The organism is Rhizobium sp. PEPV16, from assembly GCF_008919455.1.
Lineage (GTDB): Bacteria > Pseudomonadota > Alphaproteobacteria > Rhizobiales > Rhizobiaceae > Rhizobium > Rhizobium leguminosarum_Q.
This window is the reverse complement of the sequence record NZ_VSZV01000321.1, coordinates 30,327-48,226: the sequence shown is the minus strand read 5'-3', so window position 1 is coordinate 48,226 and position 17,900 is coordinate 30,327. Positions and strand designations below refer to the sequence as shown.

Sequence of the window (17,900 nt, the reverse complement as noted above, 5' to 3'; positions counted from 1 at the left end):
CGAATTCTGGAGGGAGGAGATGCGATTTCGCGCTCTCCGACTGTCTTTGCTCTTAGGAATCGTATCGTCAATCCAAGCAATTTGATCTGGACCTTTATCCCTAAAGATGTTGAGAATTTTGAAGAAGCTCAAGCACGCGTAGGCAGGATTATTCAGACCAAGCCCCTCCCGATAGAGGGCAAGTGCCAGACGGGCCTTAGCGTCTGCAGGATCAGGCACGTAAGGGTGAAGAAAATCAGGGGTGGCAACATATGGCCCATTGAACCCGCCCATGGATCGCGGCAAATTTCCTCCACTCCACTGTTCGATCTCGATAGACTGCCCATGTGCCCAGGCCAGTGAACTGAGAAAATGGCTTATCAGCAACTGCCCCGAATCCCGGTCTTCGTCAGGCTGTAAAGAGACAGCGGCGGCGGGATACATTATCCCGGCTGATCCTCCAGCATCGGCCCAAGGTATGAGGAAGATTGTGCGCTCCCGGAACAACACTTCTGTCGTTACAATCGGCCAAGCCATTTGAGAGCGAACACAAGCCACTACCCAATCGCCTCTCATAGCAAGTCGGCCGACATATAGATCCTGCAACTTTGGGACGGCGACTTTTTCGACCATGGCTATGCTTTATCAACTCCTTGGCGTCCTTCGAAGGGTACTTGAAGCAGCCTCAAAGGGGCTTGAATCGGCGGCAGGCAAGTCTATGGCTTCAGCACCCCAAGCGACTTCGCTATAGCCTTGGAAGGGTGCATTCAAACCGCGACGGTTTTTCCGCTGACGCACGCTCGATGCTCACCTTGCTATAGGAAAAGCCCTCCGACGTCGCCAAGCCAATCGAGCCGAAGTATCGTTCAAGAGCGCCTTGATCGAGACCTTAGCCGTAGGCGTCCGCATATCCAATGACACCGGCCGTGCCCGAAAAGTCCCTTCACATAGTCCCGGGACAGAAGCCGAATTTCCCTGTCGCAGGTTGTTCTCCCTATAAACTTAAGTTCTCTACTGGTTGGAAGGACTTGCGACAGGACTTGTGCCTTGTTTTCCAAAGCCCTGTTCGTTGCCGCTTGCTATTCTTTTGCCGTGGAACCCAAGCGTTTCAATGCGACCTGACCCGGTGCGCGCCGGATATGGCATCCGCGCCTCAAGACGCCTTCTGCCAATGCAAGCTGCTGGCGAGATGGCGGATGTTCGCCGACCGGGCTTAACCTTCGCTCTGGATTCATGACCGCACCGAGCCTCCAACTACTCCAGATCTGCAGTCAATCGGGTGAATGGGACCCCTTCGACAGGTTGCGGCTCCCTATATCGCCGTTGTCCAAACGACATCTGTAGGTGTGGCCGAGGCAACCTTGATCGTGGCAGCGAGCGCTGGCGAAGGGCTTTCAGCAAATAACAAAACCTTGATCGACAACGTCAGTTATCGGGACGCCTCATCGGCCCTACTTGCCAGCATTTACAAGTGGAAGGCCAAGTTCGGCGGATCAACAAGTTGCTGTCTTGGGCCTATGCCAAACGCCTGCAACGAGGCCGTGCCCGCGAACACCTCCCACTTCCGTCCACCAACCCGCGCTCCCATCACCCGGCAACACTGCCAGTGTTGCTCTGCAACCAATCCTCAATTCGCTGACAGAGCGAACCGAGAAAGACATCGAAAAACAATGGCTTCGATGCGCCGTCCGGGATAAACGACGGATGCTCGTTCTCGTCCATTACCCACGTGCCAACGATTTCTCATCTTTGGTGACCACCGATCCGTCGTTGCCGAGGTTGATGTTGAATCGAAGTGGCTCGGCAAGTGAAACGCCGTGGTAGGCGACCAATTCGGCGACCTCCTCCTTCGTCAGCTCGATTGGGACAAAGCTCATCGTTACCCCCGTTGAATCGCCAGTATGCAACTTTGATGCGGATAGCTGTGACCCCTGTCAACCCCGGTCAGACTCGCCGAAATCGCGACCAGTGAGAATCTTGGCTCTTCACCTTGAGGGTGTCGATGTGCCAATTGGATGTATGAAATACATATTCCGGTCGGCAAGCCCGGCAAGGACATTATTGAGATCGAACGGTTGTTCTGGAGCTTAGACCTTTGACCGAGCGTTTTTCAACCCACTCTTGCAGTCAGGCTTAATCGAAGGATTTTCCTAGCATTGTCATAAAACGCACAAAGCCCCGCTTTTTTCCGGCGGGGCTTTCCTCCTGCTGATCCGACAGCCAATCTTAGAACTTCACGCCGATTCCGAACTTGAGTTCGTGCTGATCGAGGTCGACATCAACGCCGAGAATGTCTTTCTCGCCGAAGTCATTATACCGATACTCGCCGCGGGCGAAGATGTTGTTGGTGATGGCAAAGTCGACGCCAGCGCCGACGGTGTAACCGTTGAAGGTCTCCGTTTCCTTGTCGAGTCCCGGCAGGTCAACATATCCGCGCGTGGCGGTCCAACCAGCTGCGCCGTAAAGCAGCGCTCTGTCGAAGGCGTAGCCGACACGGCCACGAACAGCGCCGGCCCAATCGGTCCCAACGTCCGCGCCCAGCGCTTCCTCTTCGTTCCAGTTGTATTCGAGGTTGCCCTCGATACCGACAACGAAGTTGTTGTCGAACTGAAAATTGTAACCCACAAATCCACCGAAGACGCCGCCGTTGAAATCCTGAGAATCGCTGGCGCCGCCGACGCTGAAATCACCATTCAGCCAACTGGCGCCGCCATCGATACCGAGATAAGGACCTGACCAGGTGAAAGCCGGCGCAGCCGCAACGGGTGCGGCCGGGATGTCCTCTACGGCATCCGCTGCAAACGCGGTCGTTGCGACAAGTGCTAGAAAAGTGGTGGCGATCGTTAGCTTCATTTTCGTTTACCCCATGTCTTACAACACGCCAGAGGATACAGCCAACTCAACAAATAGCTGCAACGCTAAAGACACACTCGCATAACTATACGATTAGAGAACATATGCGCCAAAGTGGTCGTGACAAGTATCGCGCCATCTAATAACTGCAAGAACGCCCATCACTCGGTCTGAACCCACCCCCGCACGCCGGATTGAGCGGCTGACGCTCATAATAACCGCCGCCGATCGACGACGTCTGGTCGAGGCTTCCGGACGAAGTGCAGCCCGAAATGATCGTGGCAAGGCTGATCAGCGTTCCGGTCGCGATAAATGCGAAAAATCGGTTCATCTGAGCTTCTCCTTCGGAGGGATTTTTAGCCGAAGTTTGCAATCTACCACGCCATCACGAGGGTATGCGAGGACTTATAGGGGTTGAGCGGCCTCGGCGGCCCCCTTCTAACGCCAATGTGATCGTTTTTCAGCCCCACTGCCTCAAGCCATGCACTGTCACATAACTGTCATGCAAAATTGCCCATTGTTATGGCAGCCTGGGCAAAATATATGCTGCCGGCTAACAAAAAAAAGAATGAGTGAACTGCCATGAGTGCCATACATAAACTTTTCAACCGCAATCTCCTGACCCGCTTCGTCGCCGGTCTCGGTGCGGTTCCTCAGCGTATTCGCGACGCACGCGAAGAGCGCAAGCCCGCTATCCATCCATCCTTCATGGACGATTTCGGCGCCTAGTCGGACGATTGGCGAGTCAACAGACTCGTCTGCTCCTGCGATTACGTCCTCCAATGTCATTCCAGTTGATATCTGATGGGAAGCCGCCAGCGGCTTCTGATCAAGTTGCGGCGGAAAATTCCTTCCGGAACCAGATCCGGTCAACGGGCCGGCCTCCGGCATGTCCGCTGATCCTGCCGAATTCGACATATCCGAGCTTCGGGTAAAAGTCCGGGGCCTGGGTCGAGAGTGTGTCGACAGAGGCCGTGACGGCGGCGCGGCGTCGCCCTTCTTCTTCCGCCGCCGCCATCAGCTTTCTGCCGATGCCGCTCAGGCGCAGCGATTTTTCGACCCACAGATTGCCGATGAAGAGAACCGAGAAGGAAACGGACGCCGTTATTGCGGCGATAAGCCTTCCGTTTTCCCGCCAGACGATGGCAAAAGCCTCGCGTCTGATCTCAGCGCTCTCGTTGAAGGCGTTCAGGCCATTGGAAATCGCGGTGGCGATCTCGGACGGGACGGGATCGAGCGTTTCGAACATTGCTTCCTCGTCATCGATGATCGCCAGATAATAGTGAGCCGTCGGTTCCGATCCAGCCATTTCGGCTTTTAAGGTCGGCGGACGGCCTCCGGGTTCAAGCTCCAACGCAGGCGCCCCTTAGATTTTTTTCTCGCTACGCATGCGCCTGTCTTTTCCGCCGCAATAGCTTCACAATCAACCGACAGAAAGCTGTTCCGGGAAACGACAACCAAGGAATGAAAACATGGCGCCGATTTATACCAAAACTGTCCTGATGACCGCACTTCTGGCGCTGCCGCTTGCCGCCGCAGCGCCCGCCATCGCGCAGGAGGCAAAGCCGCGAGAGCCGGTGATTTCGGTGACCGGCGATGGCGAATCGTCCGTCGCTCCCGATATGGCCGTCGTCAATCTCGCCGTCGTCAAGCAGGCGAAAACCGCCCGCGAAGCGCTCGACGAGAACAACAAGGCGATGAACGACGTGCTTGCCGCGCTGAAGAGCGGCGGTATTGCCGAGCGCGACCTGCAGACCTCCGGCTTTTCCATCCAGCCGCAGTACAATTATCCGCAGCCGGTCGACGGCCAGCAGCAGCAGCCGCAACTAATCGGCTACCAGACCATCAATTCGGTCACCGTCAGGCTACGCGATCTCGCCAAGCTCGGCGCGGTGATCGACCAGTCCGTCACCCTCGGCATCAACCAGGGCGGCGAAATCCAGTTCACCAACGACAAGCCGGACGCCGCGATCGAAGAGGCACGCAAGGCCGCCGTCGCCGATGCCGTCAAGAGGGCAAAGACGCTGAGCGAAGCCGCCGGCGTCAAGCTCGGCCGCATCCTCGAGATCAACGAGAATGTGCCGCGCGCAATGCCGCAGCCGGTCTATCGCGCCACGATGATGAAGGAGGCCTCCGACGCTGCCGTTCCCGTCCAGGGCGGCGAGAACAATTACAATGTCAGTGTCACCGTGACCTTCGCGATCGAACAATAAAATGAAAGTGCCGCGCGTCTTTTCAGATGCGCGGCACTGTAAAAAGATTTTCAAAAAGAAAACCGCCCTTGCCGATCCGGGGAGACTGGCAAAGGCGGTTCTTAGCCGCCGCATCGGGGAGACGGGGCGGCGTTTTCTTCCATTGATTAGCGGCGGCGCAGAGCGGGGCAACCGCGCACATTGCCGAAGCTCATTTCATCGGGACCGCGACGCGTCCAGCCCTGGACGATCACGCGGCGCGGGGTGATGTCGACAACCCGGGCGCGGCGCAAGCCGTAATCCCGGGCGAGGTTTTCGGCAAGCTGCGGATTGCAGCCGCGCGACGGGCGGCCGTAGCCTCGCGGCGGAGGCGGACGGCGGTAATCCTGCGGCGGACCACGGTCCGGCTCGCCAATAATGATATTCAACTGTGCTGCGGCCGGGGCCACCGTACCGGCAAGAGTACCGGCTGTCAGCATGACGGCAAGACCCGCCTTTGCCAGAAACTGCATCATCGAAAAACCTTTTCGTTTGAAAGTCGGGCCGGTCGAGCCGCCCTCCCATTACTCCGCATGACGCCGAAGCGTCATTTGGGAATCACTCATACAGGTCAGAGAAGAGACGGCTGAAAGTGTCACCGTCAAGGCAAAAACGGACCGGAAGCGCCGCATCGGCGCCTCCGGCCGCAGTCCTCAGCGCCGGATCAGCGGGCAGCCGCGGACATTCGCGAAGGTGATCCTGTCCCAGCCGCGGCGGTCGCGTCCTGCGACGACGACAACGCGCGGCGACATGCGGGTGATATGGGCTCTCCGCAGGCCGAAATCACGCGCCTTGCGCACCGCGTGCATCGGCGAGCAGCCGCGGATCGGGCGATGATACTGCGCCTCGACGACGAAGTTCGTCTGCGGTCCGGCGGCGGCCGCCGTGGAAACAGTGGCCGGAATAGTGCAGAGGGCGAGCAAAGCCGCAAGCGAAGCCTTGGTCAGGAAATGCGTCATGGGATGTCTCCGTCGATTGAATTCCAAGCTCTCCCTTCAGGGATTGTCTCGACAGTAGACCCAGCAAACTGAATGGCGTTCGAACCGGGCATTCAGTTTGCATTCACAACGATTAACTCTTTCAATCGCTGAGATGCAGCACGATTTCGCGCCGGTGCGGCCGGTCTCGATGTTCAAAGAGATAGAGCCCCTGCCAGGTGCCGAGCATCAACCGCCCCCTGGCGACGGGAATGCCGATCGAGACCTGCGTCAGCGCCGCCTTGATATGCGCCGGCATGTCGTCCGGCCCCTCGGCCCTGTGCACGACCCAGCCCATCTCGGGATCGGAGGCCGGCGGCACGAGGCGGCGGAAGAAGGAGAGAAGATCGGTGCGCACATCGGGATCGGCATTTTCCTGGATCAGCAGCGAGCAGGATGTGTGGCGCACGAAGACCGTGAGAAGCCCCTCCTCTTGCGCCGACGCGCTGACGAAGGCCTCCGCTTGGTGGGTGAACTCGTAAAGGCCCTGTCCGCGTGTGGACAAGGTGAGGATCGTCTGGGGCAAGGCGCTCTCCGCTTCGAGATAACATCTCTCGCGAGTTGGCGCGCCGCTTGCCGCAAGTCAAGCTCGCGCGGGGCAAAGTCAAGCTTGCCCGCCAAAGTCAAGCTTGCCTCAGGCGATCAAAGCCTGAGCAGCGTCTCGAAGCCGCCATAGATCATCCGCTTGCCGTCAAACGGCATCTGCCACTGGTCGCCCTTGAGCCTGGGATCGGCCATCACCTTGGCATTGATGTCGTCGCGCTCCTGGCGCGAGCCGTAGACGATCCAGGAAAACACCACCACCTCGTCCTCCTTCGCCTGCACGGCGCGGGGAAAGGAGGTCAGCTCGCCATAAGGAACGTCGTCGCCGATGCATTCGACATATTCGAGCGCGCCATATTCCTTCCAGATCGAGCCGGCGAAGGTCGAGAATTCCTTATAGGCCTCGATATTCCCCTTCGGAACCGCCACGATGAAACCATCGACATAGGACATTGCACTCCTCCTCTGCATGTCTGCGCCTTGTTATGGCGGAGGAGATAGGACGGCGGCCAGGCAGGTCCAGAGACGAAGCGTTCAACCGCCTTTTCATCTCGGATTTGCGCCGCTGTCGATCGTCCATTCGATTCGTGAGGTTTGACCCCGATCCGGTTTTCCGCTTTACCGGCTTTGCAGAGCAATCCTTCGAGTGAGCATCGGGCGGGACACCATGATTAGAGCGGTCCTTTTTGATCTTGACGAGACCCTCATCGACAAGACCGCTACCGTCCTCGCCTTCCTGCCGCTCCAGTATCAGCGATTTCGTCTTGGCGAGCACGGTGTCGAGGAACAGCGCTACATTGCTGAATTCCTGCGGCTGGAGAAAGCCGGCCTGGTCAGAAAGCGCGATCTTTATCCGCGCCTGGCGGAGACATTCGGCCTTCCAAGCGACCTTGCTGAAGCCCTCTTCCACGACTTCGAGACAGTGTATCCCGGCATGGCTGTTCCCATGTCAGGGGCAAAACAGACCATTTCGGCGCTGAAGCAATACGGCGTTCTAATCGGCGTCGTCAGCAATGGCGAAGGCAATGTTCAGCGACCGAAAATCGCGGCGGCGGGACTGAACGAAGGGCTCGACCTGGTGGTCATTTCAGGAGATATCGGCCTTCGTAAACCGGCACGGGAAATTTTCGAGCTGGCTGCTGGCCGTCTCGACCTGCCCGTCGACAACTGTCTCTTCGTTGGCGACAATCCCGAGGCCGATATTCTTGGAGCAGACAACGCCGGCATGCATGCCGTCTATTTCGGCCCGAAAGACACCTGGCCCGCTTCGCTGCCCTCGCCGCGGTATCGAATAGAGTTGCTGACGCAGCTGATAACCCTTGTCCGAGATCTGAACGCACTCACCGAGGCTTGATAGCGACGAAGCCGCTCCCAAAGGTGAGGCCCATGCATTTGGCCACGGCCTGATGGCCGCACCCGACGCTTTCTGGGCTATACCGCCTTGAGAACGTCGCCGGCTATCCGCTTCGGCTCAATCACGGCCCATTGACCAGCTTGAGGATGAGCTGCTGGATATTGCCGCCGTCACCCATTTCGATCTTGTCGAAGTCGCGGCCGCGCTGGCGTTGTCTCTGGGAGATCTCGCCGAGCCGGCGGGTCAGCTCGATCCTGATCTTCTTGCAATCGGGATCGTCGGCAACGGTGAGGCCGATGCTCGTCGCCTCGATCTCCTTGACCATCTCCTTGATAGTCTCGCCATGCACCCGCTCATGCGCCTGCACGCCTGATATGAAGGCCTCCCAGCTGCTGTTCACGGCGGCCGGCAGCGCAGCAGATGGTTTCGGCAGCGTATAGGTGATGATGAGCTTCGGCCGATTGATCACGATAACGCAGGCATTTCCCTGCGGTTCGTATTTCCTGGTCCAGGTCAGCTTGAAGGTCGTATGCGCGATCGCCCGGCCGAAGCCACTGGCCTTCGGCCCACGCTCGCCGATCGATGCATAGAGCCCGGCCCCCGACGTGCCTGATATCGAATAGGGCCGTACCTCTTCGACCGCCTGCCAATCGGCCAGGGCCACGGCCGGTACCGACGTGAAAACTGCCGCAATCATGTAGAACAGAAAATTTGTCGTCACGCGCGGCTCCGCCGAATGATGTGTCGGGCCGAACCTAACGGGAGCGGTCGCCGCTTTCAACGCGTCATGCATATGCTAGCCCTGCAGCGTCTTGACCTTGGTGAGATCGGGGAAGAGCCGCATCCACAGGAGCACGACGACGATCGTGCCGAAGCCCCGACGATGCCGGTGGCGACGGGGCCGAGGGCTGCCGCCATCATGCCGGATTCGAATTCGCCGAGCTGGTTGGAGGTGCCGATGAACAGCGAGTTGACGGCGCTGACGCGGCCACGCATCTCGTCCGGCGTCAGAAGCTGCACCAGCGAGCTGCGCACGACGACGCTCACCGTATCGGACGCGCCGACCACGAACAGCGCGACCACGGAAAGCGCGATATTGGTCGAAAGCGAGAAGACGATGGTGGCGACGCCGAACACGGCGACGGCGGCAAGCATCTTGCGCCCGACATTGCTGCTCAGTGGCCGGCGGGCAAGCACGATCGACATGGCGAGCGCACCGACCGCCGGGGCCGCGCGCAGAAAACCGAGGCCCCAGGGACCGGCATGCAGGATATCGCTAGCGAATATCGGCAGCAGCGCCGTCGCGCCGCCGAGCAGCACCGCGAAGAGATCGAGCGAGATCGTCCCGAGCATCACCGGCCGGCTGCGGATGAAGGAGACGCCGGCAAAGACCGAGGCGAGCGTCACCGGCTCACGCTTGGCAGGGCTCCATTGCATGCGGATCGAGATGACGTTGAAGCTTGCGACGGCAAAGAGCAGCGCGGAGATAGCAAAAGGCGCGACGGGGTGGAGGCCATAAAGCAGGCCGCCGAGCGAGGGGCCGATGATCATCGCCGTCTGCATCATCGATGTGGAGGTTGCGACCGCCTTCTGCAGCATCGAGGCCGGCACGATGTTCGGCAGCAGGGCCGCCATGGTCGGGCGCTCGAAGGCGACGACGGCGCCGAGCACGGTGACGGCGGCAAGGATGCCGGCCGGTGTCAGCCATTGCTGCCAGGTGGCAACGGCCAGCACCAGCGCCGTCACCGCCTCGATCAACTGGCAGACAAGTCCGATGCGCCGCCGATCGAACCGGTCGGCGACATGGCCGACGACGAAGGTCAGCACCGCCATCGGGAGAAACTGGCACAAGCCGACGAGGCCGAGCGCAAAGGCGCTGTGCGTCTGATCGTAGATCATCCACCCCATGGCGATGCCAATGGACTGGAAGGAAAGCGAGGAAAAGACGCGGGAGGCGGCGAAGTTCAGATAGCCGGGGTGGCGAAGAACGCTCCCCGGGCCTTAGGATATGTCCATTGCGATGTCACCGGCCGGCAGCGCGGGTCCGCCAGCCTTTATAAGAGTTTTCAAGGTCGGAGCGGTGTTCTGCCCGAATGGACGAATTGTCAATCGCAATGAGCTGGTGTCACCGGATTGTGTGATGCCTCGGTTTTAGCGCGGTTCCCTGGAGATGCTGAGATAGCCGGGATCGAATTCGGCGATTTCCTGCAGGCGTTCCCAGTCGACGATGGTGATCGTCCGGTTCTCCCAGGTGAACACGCCCTCGCGCCTCAGCGCCTGCAGCGTCTTGTTGAGGTGGACGACGGAGACGCCGAGCACGTCGGCCATCTCGATCTGCGTCAACGGAAACTGGAAACTTGCGCCGCGCGTCCGCTTCACCACCTGCAGCCGCACGAAGAGTTCGCAGACGAGATGGGCGATATGGGCGCGCTTGGAGCGGCGGCCCATGGCGACAATCCACTCGCGGTGGATGGCGCCATCCACCAGCGTATCGAGCCAGAGCAGCCGGGTCAGATGCGGCATGCCCTCGGTGATCGCCTTGAGATCGGCGTGATCGGCGAACGCAACATGACAGGACGACAGCGCGACGATGCCGTGATCCATCTTCTTGATCGGGAAAGCATGCAGATCGACGAAATCGCCGGCGACATGTAGCGCGGTGATCTGGCGGCTGCCATCGGCCATCACCTTATAGCGCGCCGCAAAACCATCGAGCAGCAGCGTGCTGTAGCCCGGTCGGCTCCCTTCGGAGACAAGATCTTCTCCGGCGGCAAAATACCTGTCTTTGACGATGATCGCTCTGAGATGGCTTTCCTCCTCGGCCGATAGCACATCGCGGCTTCCAAGGTTCAGGAGCAGAGATTCAATCACGGGTTTGTCCGCCGATAGCGCAAAAGTTCCTGACCATTTCGATGCGACCTGTATTTTCTATAAGAATCAATGCCTAGCCTCGGGAACAATTGTCTTCATCTGTGATTTCTCCTGTGACGCGCAGGAAAAAACATGGCTCGCTACTATTTCGATCTACACAACGGCGAAGGTCCCACGCGCGACGAGCACGGCACCGAGCTCAGATCTCGTGAAGACATTCCAAAAGAGGTGACCCGCATCCTGCTGGATGTGGCCCGTGACGAACTGCCCGCGGGTGATCGCATGACGATCGCCGTCACCGTTCGCGACGAAAGCGGCGATCCGGTCACGGTTGCGAGCCTCGTCTTCAGCAATGAATGGCTCGACGTCTTACGATAGCGGCCGCCGTTTAAGGGCTGCCGCCGGTCACACATACGCATCAATCCGACTCGGTCGATCGTGACGCGACGCTAAGAGCCGCCCTCGTGGCCGGCAATTAAATTTGACATAGTCTTTCGATTGCTTCAGCTCGACCGACAGCTATGCAAGGCAGGCACGTCGGTCGCGGCTATTTCGAAATTTCTTCGAGAATCAGCCGGATTTCCGCCAGCGGCCGCCGGCTTTCATCGAAGAGTTCCACCGACAGCATATTTAAAGGTGCAGCCGGCAAGCCTTCGGCGGCCATTTCCGCGAGAACGCGCCGCGCCTCCGCTTTCGCAGCCTCGATAGAGTCGAAATCATATCCCGTCTCGGTCGCCCCGACGCCATCCCGATCGAAAAGCTGAAAGTAGAATTTCGGCACGACACATCCCCGGCTAGATAACTCTAACGGTCCCGTGGCGAACATGTTCCGCCGGAACGGCTTCGATGTCATGCGCAGCGTCAGAAAGCGCCGGCTTCCGGAGAGGCCATTTCCTCGATACCGTCGACGCGGTCGGGATAGAAGGCGAGATGGTCCTTGATGTTGCTGACGGCGGCATTCGGCTTCTCATAGGTCCACACAGCATTCTTCGCACGCTCGCCGCCCGGAATGATGCTGTAATAGGCGGCATCACCCTTATAGGGGCAATGGCTGCTGTGGTCGGTGCGTTGAAGCAGCGACATGTCGACATCCTTGCGGGGAATATAATGGACCGGCGGATAGGAGGCTTCGCGCAGCGTCAGCGCATCGCGGCTGTCGGCGATCGTCTTGCCGGCAAGCGTGACGACGACACGAGAGGGATTATGCTCAACGGTGATCGGATGATCCGGCCCCGGAATCTTGATCGACTTATCTGACATCTTTTCTGACATGGGGGATTCGTCTCCAGGAGGTATCGATCCCACTGAGATAGGGCGGACATGTCGCCGGCCCAAGGCCTCGAACCTACTGATCTGACGACACCTGAGATCAACCTCAGAATTCGAAACGCGGTGATACCGAACTGAATATCGCCGTTTTCGCCACCACCGGCCAGTGACGTGCAAGCGCATCCGCAGCTGTTTCGACCAGGCGGGCGATGTCGTCGCCGGCAGAGACGTGCAAGGCCTCGACAACGATCAGCACCGAGCGCGTCGTCTCCCGCACCGCCGAAAGCCCGCTCTGCCGGTTCGTCCAGCGCCGCGCATGAGCCCTGTGTCCATCGTCTGCGAAGATCACTTCGTTCGCCTCCGGATGCTCGATTTCGCCGGCGAAGGTCAGATAGGTCTCGTCACCCTTGGCTCGCCGGACTTCGAGATCGCCAGCGATCTTTTCGACGTCGAAGACGGCGACCGGAATGGCGAAGGCGAGCGAAGTCGCATTGCAGAGATCGATGAGCGGATGCAGGCGCGGCAGCGCATGTTCCTGGCGGAAGCGGCGCAACAACGCCTCGGAAGCGCAGCGATATTGCGTCGGCTTCAGCCCCATACGGGAAAAGCCGCGCCGCCAGGCCTGGATTTCGGGGAATTCGCCCTCCTGCGCTTTGACCAGCCGGGCCTCGGCGATCGCGCTGAAGCTTACGATTGCCGCCTCGACATCGGCATCTGCATGGATGCCGTCGGCATGGAGCGCGCCGGCGCGAAGCTCCGGAAAGGCCTGCCACATGGCATCGGAATGGCTGAACTGCATGGTCTATCTCCCTCCGGCAAGTTTCACTGAACGGCTCCCGGCAAAGGCAAGCCCGAGCACGGCCGCAAGCACGCAAGCGATACCCGCGATCTGGCTGAGCCCGACCGGCTCGCCAAGAATGATGAAGGCAAGCATGACGGCGGAAACCGGCGCCAGCGCGGTGAAGAGCGCGGCCTCCGTGCCACTCACCCTTTCTGCCCCCGCATACCACAGCAGAAATCCGCCGACGGTCGGCACCAGCGCATAATAGACGACGGCGGCGACAGCGCTTGCCGAAATACCATCTGCGAAAGGCACTTCGAAAATAGCCGGGATGGCGGCAACGATAAAGCCGATGCCGGCCATCAGCGTCGACTGCGCAAGCGGCGCAATCTCCGTCTTCAGCCTTTTGTTCAGCAGGATGAACAGCCCCTCGCAGACGACGGCCAGGAAGATCAGCGCATTGCCGGAGAGCGCCCCTCCGGCCGTATCCGGCGTGAGGGCGATCGACAGCACGCCCGCCGTCGCAAGCGCCACGGCAAGAAGCAGGGCACGCTGCGGCCGTTCGCGCAGCAGCAGGATGGAGATTGCGGCCGACACCACCGGCAGCGTGCCGATGATGACGCCGGCATCGGCCGCCGAGGTCAGGCTGAGGCCGGAGATCAGCAGCGTCGTATAACCGACACTGCCGGCCCCGGCCTGAATGACAAGGATGAGGCGGTCTTGCCTGGAGAGTTTCGGCAGCCGGGCACCGGTCGCCCGCATCAGCAGGAGAAGGACAGGAAAGGCGATGGCGAAGCGCAATGCGGTGGCGCTGAACGGCGGCAGACCCGATGCGATGAGTTTGCTGGCGACGACGGTGCTTCCCACAGTCAGCATCGCCAGCGCCAGATAGACATAACCTTGAACCTGCCTCGACATTCAGCGCCTCCTGTTGGATGCGCCGAGAAAACAGCAGGAGACGGTCGGGGTCTTGAACGAAATTGCACAGGTGCAAAGCAGCTGCTCAGAGAAAGGCGCCGGCATAGAGGCGCGGCGACAGACCGTATTTGCGCACGAAGACGCGCGTCATGTGGCTCTGATCGGCAAAGCCGCTGGCAAAGGCCGCTTCCGCAAGCGGCATGCCCTGAGCGATCAGCCGGCGGGCGATATGAATGCGGGCTTGGACGAGATAGGCGTGCGGCGTCAATCCGGTCGCCTTGGCAAAACCGCGCAGAACCTGGAAGCGGCTGAGTCCGCTTTCCCTGGAGAGATCGGCAAGCGAAACGGCGGCAAGCGGATCGTCGTCGATCAGGTCTCGTGCCGCGCGGATCGACGCCGGCACCAGTGGCCGCTCTTCGGCACCGCAGCGCTCGCGCATGACATCGGCGACGAGTTGCAGAAGCAGTTCCTCATGCAGCAACTCGTCCGCCGCTCCATCGCCGGTCACCGCGCGAAACAGCGCTTCGAAACGGGCGGCGATCGCCGCATTGCGGATGACGGGATGCGGAATTTCCGATCGTCCTGCCCCGTCTTCGCTGATCTCTCGCGACAGACCGGTGACGATGGCGGGATCGAAATAGAGGATGCGCCACGACCGGCCCTCGCCGATCGGCGCGCCGTCATGCACCTCGTTCGGATTGACCGTGATGATGTCGCCGGCCTCAGCCTCCACCATGCCGCGGCCGCTGAGCGACGACTGTGCCCCGGCGGATATCAGGCCGATGCCGAACTGCTCATGCGTATGGCGCGCAAAGCTGTGATGCGTTGCCGCCTCCACCGCTTCGACGCCTGATAGCGCCGAGCGCAACATCCTGAACTGGTTTTTCGCCATTATCTGCCCGCAGGTCCGATCGCCGGATACTCTGCCAGCCGCCGTGAGATGACGCAATCGTTGCGGCTAAACCGGCTGCTTAGAAGAACTCGTCGAGCAACTGGTAGTAGGCGAGCCTTGCCGGATCCGCGGCCGGCATGCCGTAGCGATCAAGGAAGGGCTGCACCAGCGCCTCGCCGAAATTGTGGGCAATGCTGCGGCAGGCGAGCGCGATATCCTGATAGCGGTCGGCGACGCCGAGACGGCTGCAGTCGATGTAGCCGGAGAACCCGTCTTCCGAAGCGATGAAATTCGGCAGACAGGCATCACCATGGGTAACGACGAGATCCTCGCGGCCAGGCCTCCCGCTTTCGAGATCGGCAAAAAGCACCTGGGCACTCCCAAGCCGCATCTCATCGAAATCGGTCTCGTCAATGATGCCGGCCTGCATCCGCGCTTTTGCCGTCGCGATACGTGTCTCCAGCCGATGGTCGAAGGGGCAGGATGCGATCGGCAGACGATGCAGGTCAAGAAGTGCAGCAGGCAGCAGTTCAACCCGCGCAAGCGGCGTCAGCACTGATGCACTGGCGAGATCACTCCCGGGCAGTGCACTGATCAACAACCGGTTGCGCGCACCGTCGCTGTCCTCTGCAATGATATCGGGACAGGGCAGACCGGAAGCCTTGACCCAGCGAAGCCTGGCGGCCTCGTCAGCGAGTTCGCCGAAAGGACCGACCTCTTCGACCTTCAGATAAAGCGTCGGCAATCCCGGAGCTTCCAGCCGGAAGACACTTGCGGCGGAGCGGCCGAGCGCATCGCGTTCGAACCGGTAACCGGCCAGACGGGCATCAAGCGCGCTCGCCGGCGGCGGTTGATCCTCTTGGAAAATCGACATGATATCTAGGCCATTGATGCTGGCGCATTATCCCGACAAGGCGGGCCACTGCAAGCGGCGCGAGCCCTCTGCGACCTCAATGAACGGTTTCGGCGGGTGCGGCTTCGAGAAGGATTTCGAAAGCCTCTTCCAGAGCAGCCACCAGAATATCGGTCAGCTCATCGCCTTTGTTTTCCAGAAACAGCGCACTGACGGCTTCGTCCTGATGCTCAAAGAAACGCTCGATCTCGTTCGACATATCATCTGTCCTCTTCTTCACCGGAATCATCACGGCCATGAAAAGAGGCTAGGTGCGGTTCCTTGCGCGTGGCTTGTTCCCGAATGAGACGCAGTCCAGGATCGCTAGGACTAGTCACGAATTTCATATTTCGCATACTGACTGCGGGGGATCAATCCACCAACTTCGTGGGCAAACGACACGACTTTCGTCGCGTCCTCATCCACCTCGCAACGGAAACGAACCTGGTACCAGCCCTTGACGGTACCAAAGGCGGCATCTCTCACATCAAGGATGGTACCGGTTCGCAATCCAAAACTAGGCAATGCGGACGGGAAATAACGCGGCGAACCGTGAACGAGTTGGCCCTGAAGCTCGGTGGCGCAAAGCGTGGCCACTCGCTCTTTGCGCGGAAGACCACTGACCGCAGTTTGCGCAAACAAACTGCCATCTTCCGTCCGTGAAAACAGAGTTTTTGCCTTGGGCAGATCGTCTTTAGCTATCACTTTCGGTTTCTCAGCCGTCTGCTGCTCCGGCGGCTTGGCCCGCTCGATACTTGTATTGGCTTCGCCAGAGACGTCTGTCGGTGGCCCATTTCGCTCTGGGGAAACGTCAGTCGTCGCGACCTCAGGAAGCTTCACGTCGTCCGGCACCGGTTTTGACGGAGGCTCCTCAGTTTTTGGTTTTTCTGCAGCAGTCTTTGTCGGCATCTGCGCCGGTTCGGCATCGTGCTGCGGCGGAGTTGTTGCGGGTTTGGTTTCGCCCTGAGGAGAATTTCCCGCCAACGACTTTTTGGGGCCACTATTCCTGTCGCCAAACTCGATGACAGGGCTCAGAGTCGGCATGGGCCTCGGCTTAGCTTGCTCGGGAGTCTTGCTGGCCGGCGGAGGCGGTGGCGGAGGTGGTGGCGGCGGTGGCGGAGGTTCCTTCTTGGCCTCTTCCGGCGGCTTCGGCTCCGGTGGCTTGGGCTTAGGCTCCGGCTTTTTCTCCTCCGGCGGCGGGACGAGTTCCACCTTCACGCTCTCGTCTTCGGCAGGCTTCGGCTCGATCTTCGGCAGCCCGAAAATGAGAAGAGCAACGATAGGAATATGGGCAGCAACGGACGCGACGACGCCCCAGCGGATTTCAGGCCGCTGCTTTCCCGTTTCGTGCTGCGCTTCCGCCGGTTCTACGTCTTCTTCTGTCACAGCAGCGATGTGGCCTCTAAAGCCGGCAGCATCAAGCCACAAAAGAAAAAAACCGCGTGATCGAGCAGCGACGAGGGTTATTGGTCGGCGGCGCCATCCTCGGCCACCAGATTGTGCTCTTGCCATTCACCTTGCGGAATGGCATCGCCGACGAGGAAGGCGAAGGACACGATCTTGCCGGAGCCGGCATCGAGCTCGCATTTGAATTGGATGTTGTACCACTTGCGTTTGCTGCGGAAGGCGCCGCCCTTCACCTCGACGCTGTTGCCGCTGACCTTCTCCGCCGCCATCGCATAGGGCGCAAGCGCATCCGGCGCCATGGCCGGCTGCGTCCGGCGGACCTGCTCCAGCGCCTCGAGATCACAGAGCTGCAGATTGCGCTCGCTGCCGGCAAGGCCACGCAGCGCCTCGCGGGCGCGGCGGCTGCGTGGATCGGCAAGGACCTCGTCGGAAAACAGCTGTCTTGCCTCGACGAATTCCGTCGGCTTAGGCGCCGGCGGAGCGATTGGTGCCGCGGGGAGCATTGCCGCGGCAGGCGGATTATTTGCTACCGGCGCCGCCGGCTCGGCTTCGGGTTTAGCCGCCTCAGGCTTTGCCTCTTCCGGAGAAGGCGCTTTGGCGCGGGCTCAGGCATTTTCAGCGATTCCACGGCCTGCGGGACGATCTCCACCGAGAGACCATCATCCGGCAATGGCAGCGGCGGCTCGGCCTTCGGCAACAGCAGCAGAAGGAGCAGGATCGCGATGGCATGCAGCGCGAACGACGCCGCAGCGCCCTGCTGGATCCCGTCATCCCATTTGCCCGCCGCCAGTTCCATCGGTCAGGAAGCGGCTGTCGGACGATCGATGACGATCATGAAACTGAGGAGCGCTTTCATCATGAGTTTGCCGAAAAGTCGGGCCGGAGCCTGCCGCGGAAATTGAAGCACGCCGCGACACTGCCAGCGCAGCGAGT

23 protein-coding genes and 2 pseudogenes are annotated in these 17,900 nt (G+C 60.1%); 4 read left to right on the top strand and 21 right to left on the bottom strand.

The window, feature by feature from the left end:
- From mauJ to FY112_RS20775, 4 genes are all read right to left on the bottom strand, one after another.
- Positions 1–612, bottom strand: a 612-nt coding sequence (gene mauJ, locus FY112_RS20785; protein ID WP_151519170.1) for a methylamine utilization protein MauJ, incomplete at its 3' end; no start/stop codon positions are given.
- 1,088 nt (positions 613–1,700) lie between these two features.
- Positions 1,701–1,856, bottom strand: coding sequence for a hypothetical protein (locus tag FY112_RS36870; protein ID WP_165504171.1), 156 nt, complete (start codon positions 1,854–1,856; stop codon positions 1,701–1,703).
- A 349-nt stretch (positions 1,857–2,205) separates the two neighbouring features.
- A complete protein-coding gene (locus FY112_RS20780) occupies positions 2,206–2,832 on the bottom strand; it encodes an outer membrane protein (protein WP_131624051.1) in 627 nt (208 codons plus the stop codon).
- A 139-nt stretch (positions 2,833–2,971) separates the two neighbouring features.
- A complete protein-coding gene (locus FY112_RS20775) occupies positions 2,972–3,163 on the bottom strand; it encodes a hypothetical protein (protein ID WP_025395381.1) in 192 nt (63 codons plus the stop codon).
- A 251-nt stretch (positions 3,164–3,414) separates the two neighbouring features.
- On the opposite strand from FY112_RS20775, the gene FY112_RS36865 reads away from it, so the two are divergent.
- Positions 3,415–3,561, top strand: a complete 147-nt coding sequence (locus FY112_RS36865) for a hypothetical protein (protein ID WP_003561157.1) — start codon at positions 3,415–3,417, stop codon at positions 3,559–3,561.
- A 100-nt stretch (positions 3,562–3,661) separates the two neighbouring features.
- Here the strand turns inward: FY112_RS36865 and FY112_RS20770 are convergent, their stop codons facing one another.
- On the bottom strand, positions 3,662–4,141 hold the full coding sequence (locus tag FY112_RS20770; protein WP_246700717.1) for a GNAT family N-acetyltransferase: 480 nt from the start codon (positions 4,139–4,141) through the stop codon (positions 3,662–3,664).
- Positions 4,142–4,304: 163 nt separating this feature from the next.
- Between FY112_RS20770 and FY112_RS20765 the strand changes: the two genes are divergently transcribed.
- A complete protein-coding gene (locus FY112_RS20765; protein ID WP_131624049.1) occupies positions 4,305–5,045 on the top strand; it encodes an SIMPL domain-containing protein in 741 nt (246 codons plus the stop codon).
- Positions 5,046–5,191: 146 nt separating this feature from the next.
- Here the strand turns inward: FY112_RS20765 and FY112_RS20760 are convergent, their stop codons facing one another.
- The 4 genes from FY112_RS20760 to FY112_RS20745 all read right to left on the bottom strand — a co-directional run bounded on the left by FY112_RS20760 (position 5,192) and on the right by FY112_RS20745 (position 7,036).
- Positions 5,192–5,539 carry a hypothetical protein gene (locus tag FY112_RS20760; RefSeq protein ID WP_131720192.1) on the bottom strand — a complete coding sequence of 116 codons (348 nt, stop codon included), beginning with the start codon at positions 5,537–5,539 and terminating at the stop codon, positions 5,192–5,194.
- A 177-nt stretch (positions 5,540–5,716) separates the two neighbouring features.
- On the bottom strand, positions 5,717–6,022 hold the full coding sequence (locus FY112_RS20755; protein WP_003541573.1) for a hypothetical protein: 306 nt from the start codon (positions 6,020–6,022) through the stop codon (positions 5,717–5,719).
- Positions 6,023–6,143: 121 nt separating this feature from the next.
- Positions 6,144–6,566: a secondary thiamine-phosphate synthase enzyme YjbQ gene (locus FY112_RS20750; protein ID WP_131720191.1), complete on the bottom strand. Its 423-nt coding sequence runs from the start codon at positions 6,564–6,566 to the stop codon at positions 6,144–6,146.
- Positions 6,567–6,682: 116 nt separating this feature from the next.
- Entirely contained in the window at positions 6,683–7,036 is a 354-nt protein-coding gene (locus tag FY112_RS20745) for a DUF1428 family protein (RefSeq protein WP_017961395.1), read from the bottom strand.
- A 214-nt stretch (positions 7,037–7,250) separates the two neighbouring features.
- Here FY112_RS20745 and FY112_RS20740 point away from each other — a divergent pair, with 214 nt between their 5' ends.
- Positions 7,251–7,937: an HAD family hydrolase gene (locus FY112_RS20740; protein ID WP_151519169.1), complete on the top strand. Its 687-nt coding sequence runs from the start codon at positions 7,251–7,253 to the stop codon at positions 7,935–7,937.
- 121 nt (positions 7,938–8,058) lie between these two features.
- Here FY112_RS20740 and FY112_RS20735 read toward each other — a convergent pair whose 3' ends face one another.
- From FY112_RS20735 to FY112_RS20725, 3 genes and pseudogenes are all read right to left on the bottom strand, one after another.
- Entirely contained in the window at positions 8,059–8,730 is a 672-nt protein-coding gene (locus tag FY112_RS20735) for a DUF922 domain-containing protein (protein WP_151519168.1), read from the bottom strand.
- A 3-nt stretch (positions 8,731–8,733) separates the two neighbouring features.
- A pseudogene (locus FY112_RS20730) lies at positions 8,734–9,905 on the bottom strand (MFS transporter).
- Between the two features lie 183 nt (positions 9,906–10,088).
- The gene (locus FY112_RS20725; RefSeq protein WP_017961399.1) at positions 10,089–10,808 is read right to left on the bottom strand and encodes a Crp/Fnr family transcriptional regulator; all 720 of its coding nucleotides are present in this window, start codon (positions 10,806–10,808) and stop codon (positions 10,089–10,091) included.
- Positions 10,809–10,940: 132 nt separating this feature from the next.
- Here FY112_RS20725 and FY112_RS20720 point away from each other — a divergent pair, with 132 nt between their 5' ends.
- Entirely contained in the window at positions 10,941–11,186 is a 246-nt protein-coding gene (locus FY112_RS20720; RefSeq protein WP_017961400.1) for a hypothetical protein, read from the top strand.
- 169 nt (positions 11,187–11,355) lie between these two features.
- On the opposite strand, the gene FY112_RS20715 is transcribed toward FY112_RS20720, so the two are convergent.
- From FY112_RS20715 to FY112_RS20680, 9 genes and pseudogenes are all read right to left on the bottom strand, one after another.
- The gene (locus FY112_RS20715) at positions 11,356–11,589 is read right to left on the bottom strand and encodes a hypothetical protein (RefSeq protein ID WP_017961401.1); all 234 of its coding nucleotides are present in this window, start codon (positions 11,587–11,589) and stop codon (positions 11,356–11,358) included.
- Between the two features lie 80 nt (positions 11,590–11,669).
- A complete protein-coding gene (locus FY112_RS20710; protein ID WP_131624124.1) occupies positions 11,670–12,068 on the bottom strand; it encodes a DUF427 domain-containing protein in 399 nt (132 codons plus the stop codon).
- Positions 12,069–12,183: 115 nt separating this feature from the next.
- The gene (locus FY112_RS20705) at positions 12,184–12,876 is read right to left on the bottom strand and encodes a phenylalanine--tRNA ligase beta subunit-related protein (RefSeq protein ID WP_131645820.1); all 693 of its coding nucleotides are present in this window, start codon (positions 12,874–12,876) and stop codon (positions 12,184–12,186) included.
- Between the two features lie 3 nt (positions 12,877–12,879).
- Positions 12,880–13,776: a DMT family transporter gene (locus tag FY112_RS20700; RefSeq protein WP_151519167.1), complete on the bottom strand. Its 897-nt coding sequence runs from the start codon at positions 13,774–13,776 to the stop codon at positions 12,880–12,882.
- Between the two features lie 85 nt (positions 13,777–13,861).
- Positions 13,862–14,668 (bottom strand): AraC family transcriptional regulator, encoded by an 807-nt coding sequence (locus FY112_RS20695; protein ID WP_017961405.1) that lies wholly within the window; start codon positions 14,666–14,668, stop codon positions 13,862–13,864.
- A 79-nt stretch (positions 14,669–14,747) separates the two neighbouring features.
- The gene (locus FY112_RS20690; protein WP_151519166.1) at positions 14,748–15,542 is read right to left on the bottom strand and encodes an APH(3') family aminoglycoside O-phosphotransferase; all 795 of its coding nucleotides are present in this window, start codon (positions 15,540–15,542) and stop codon (positions 14,748–14,750) included.
- Between the two features lie 76 nt (positions 15,543–15,618).
- Entirely contained in the window at positions 15,619–15,780 is a 162-nt protein-coding gene (locus FY112_RS36860; RefSeq protein WP_164986508.1) for a hypothetical protein, read from the bottom strand.
- A 110-nt stretch (positions 15,781–15,890) separates the two neighbouring features.
- Entirely contained in the window at positions 15,891–16,988 is a 1,098-nt protein-coding gene (locus tag FY112_RS20685; RefSeq protein WP_151519165.1) for a DUF930 domain-containing protein, read from the bottom strand.
- A gap of 35 nt (positions 16,989–17,023) precedes the next feature.
- Positions 17,024–17,763, bottom strand: a pseudogene (locus FY112_RS20680) (DUF930 domain-containing protein).
- Positions 17,764–17,900: the final 137 nt, after the last annotated feature.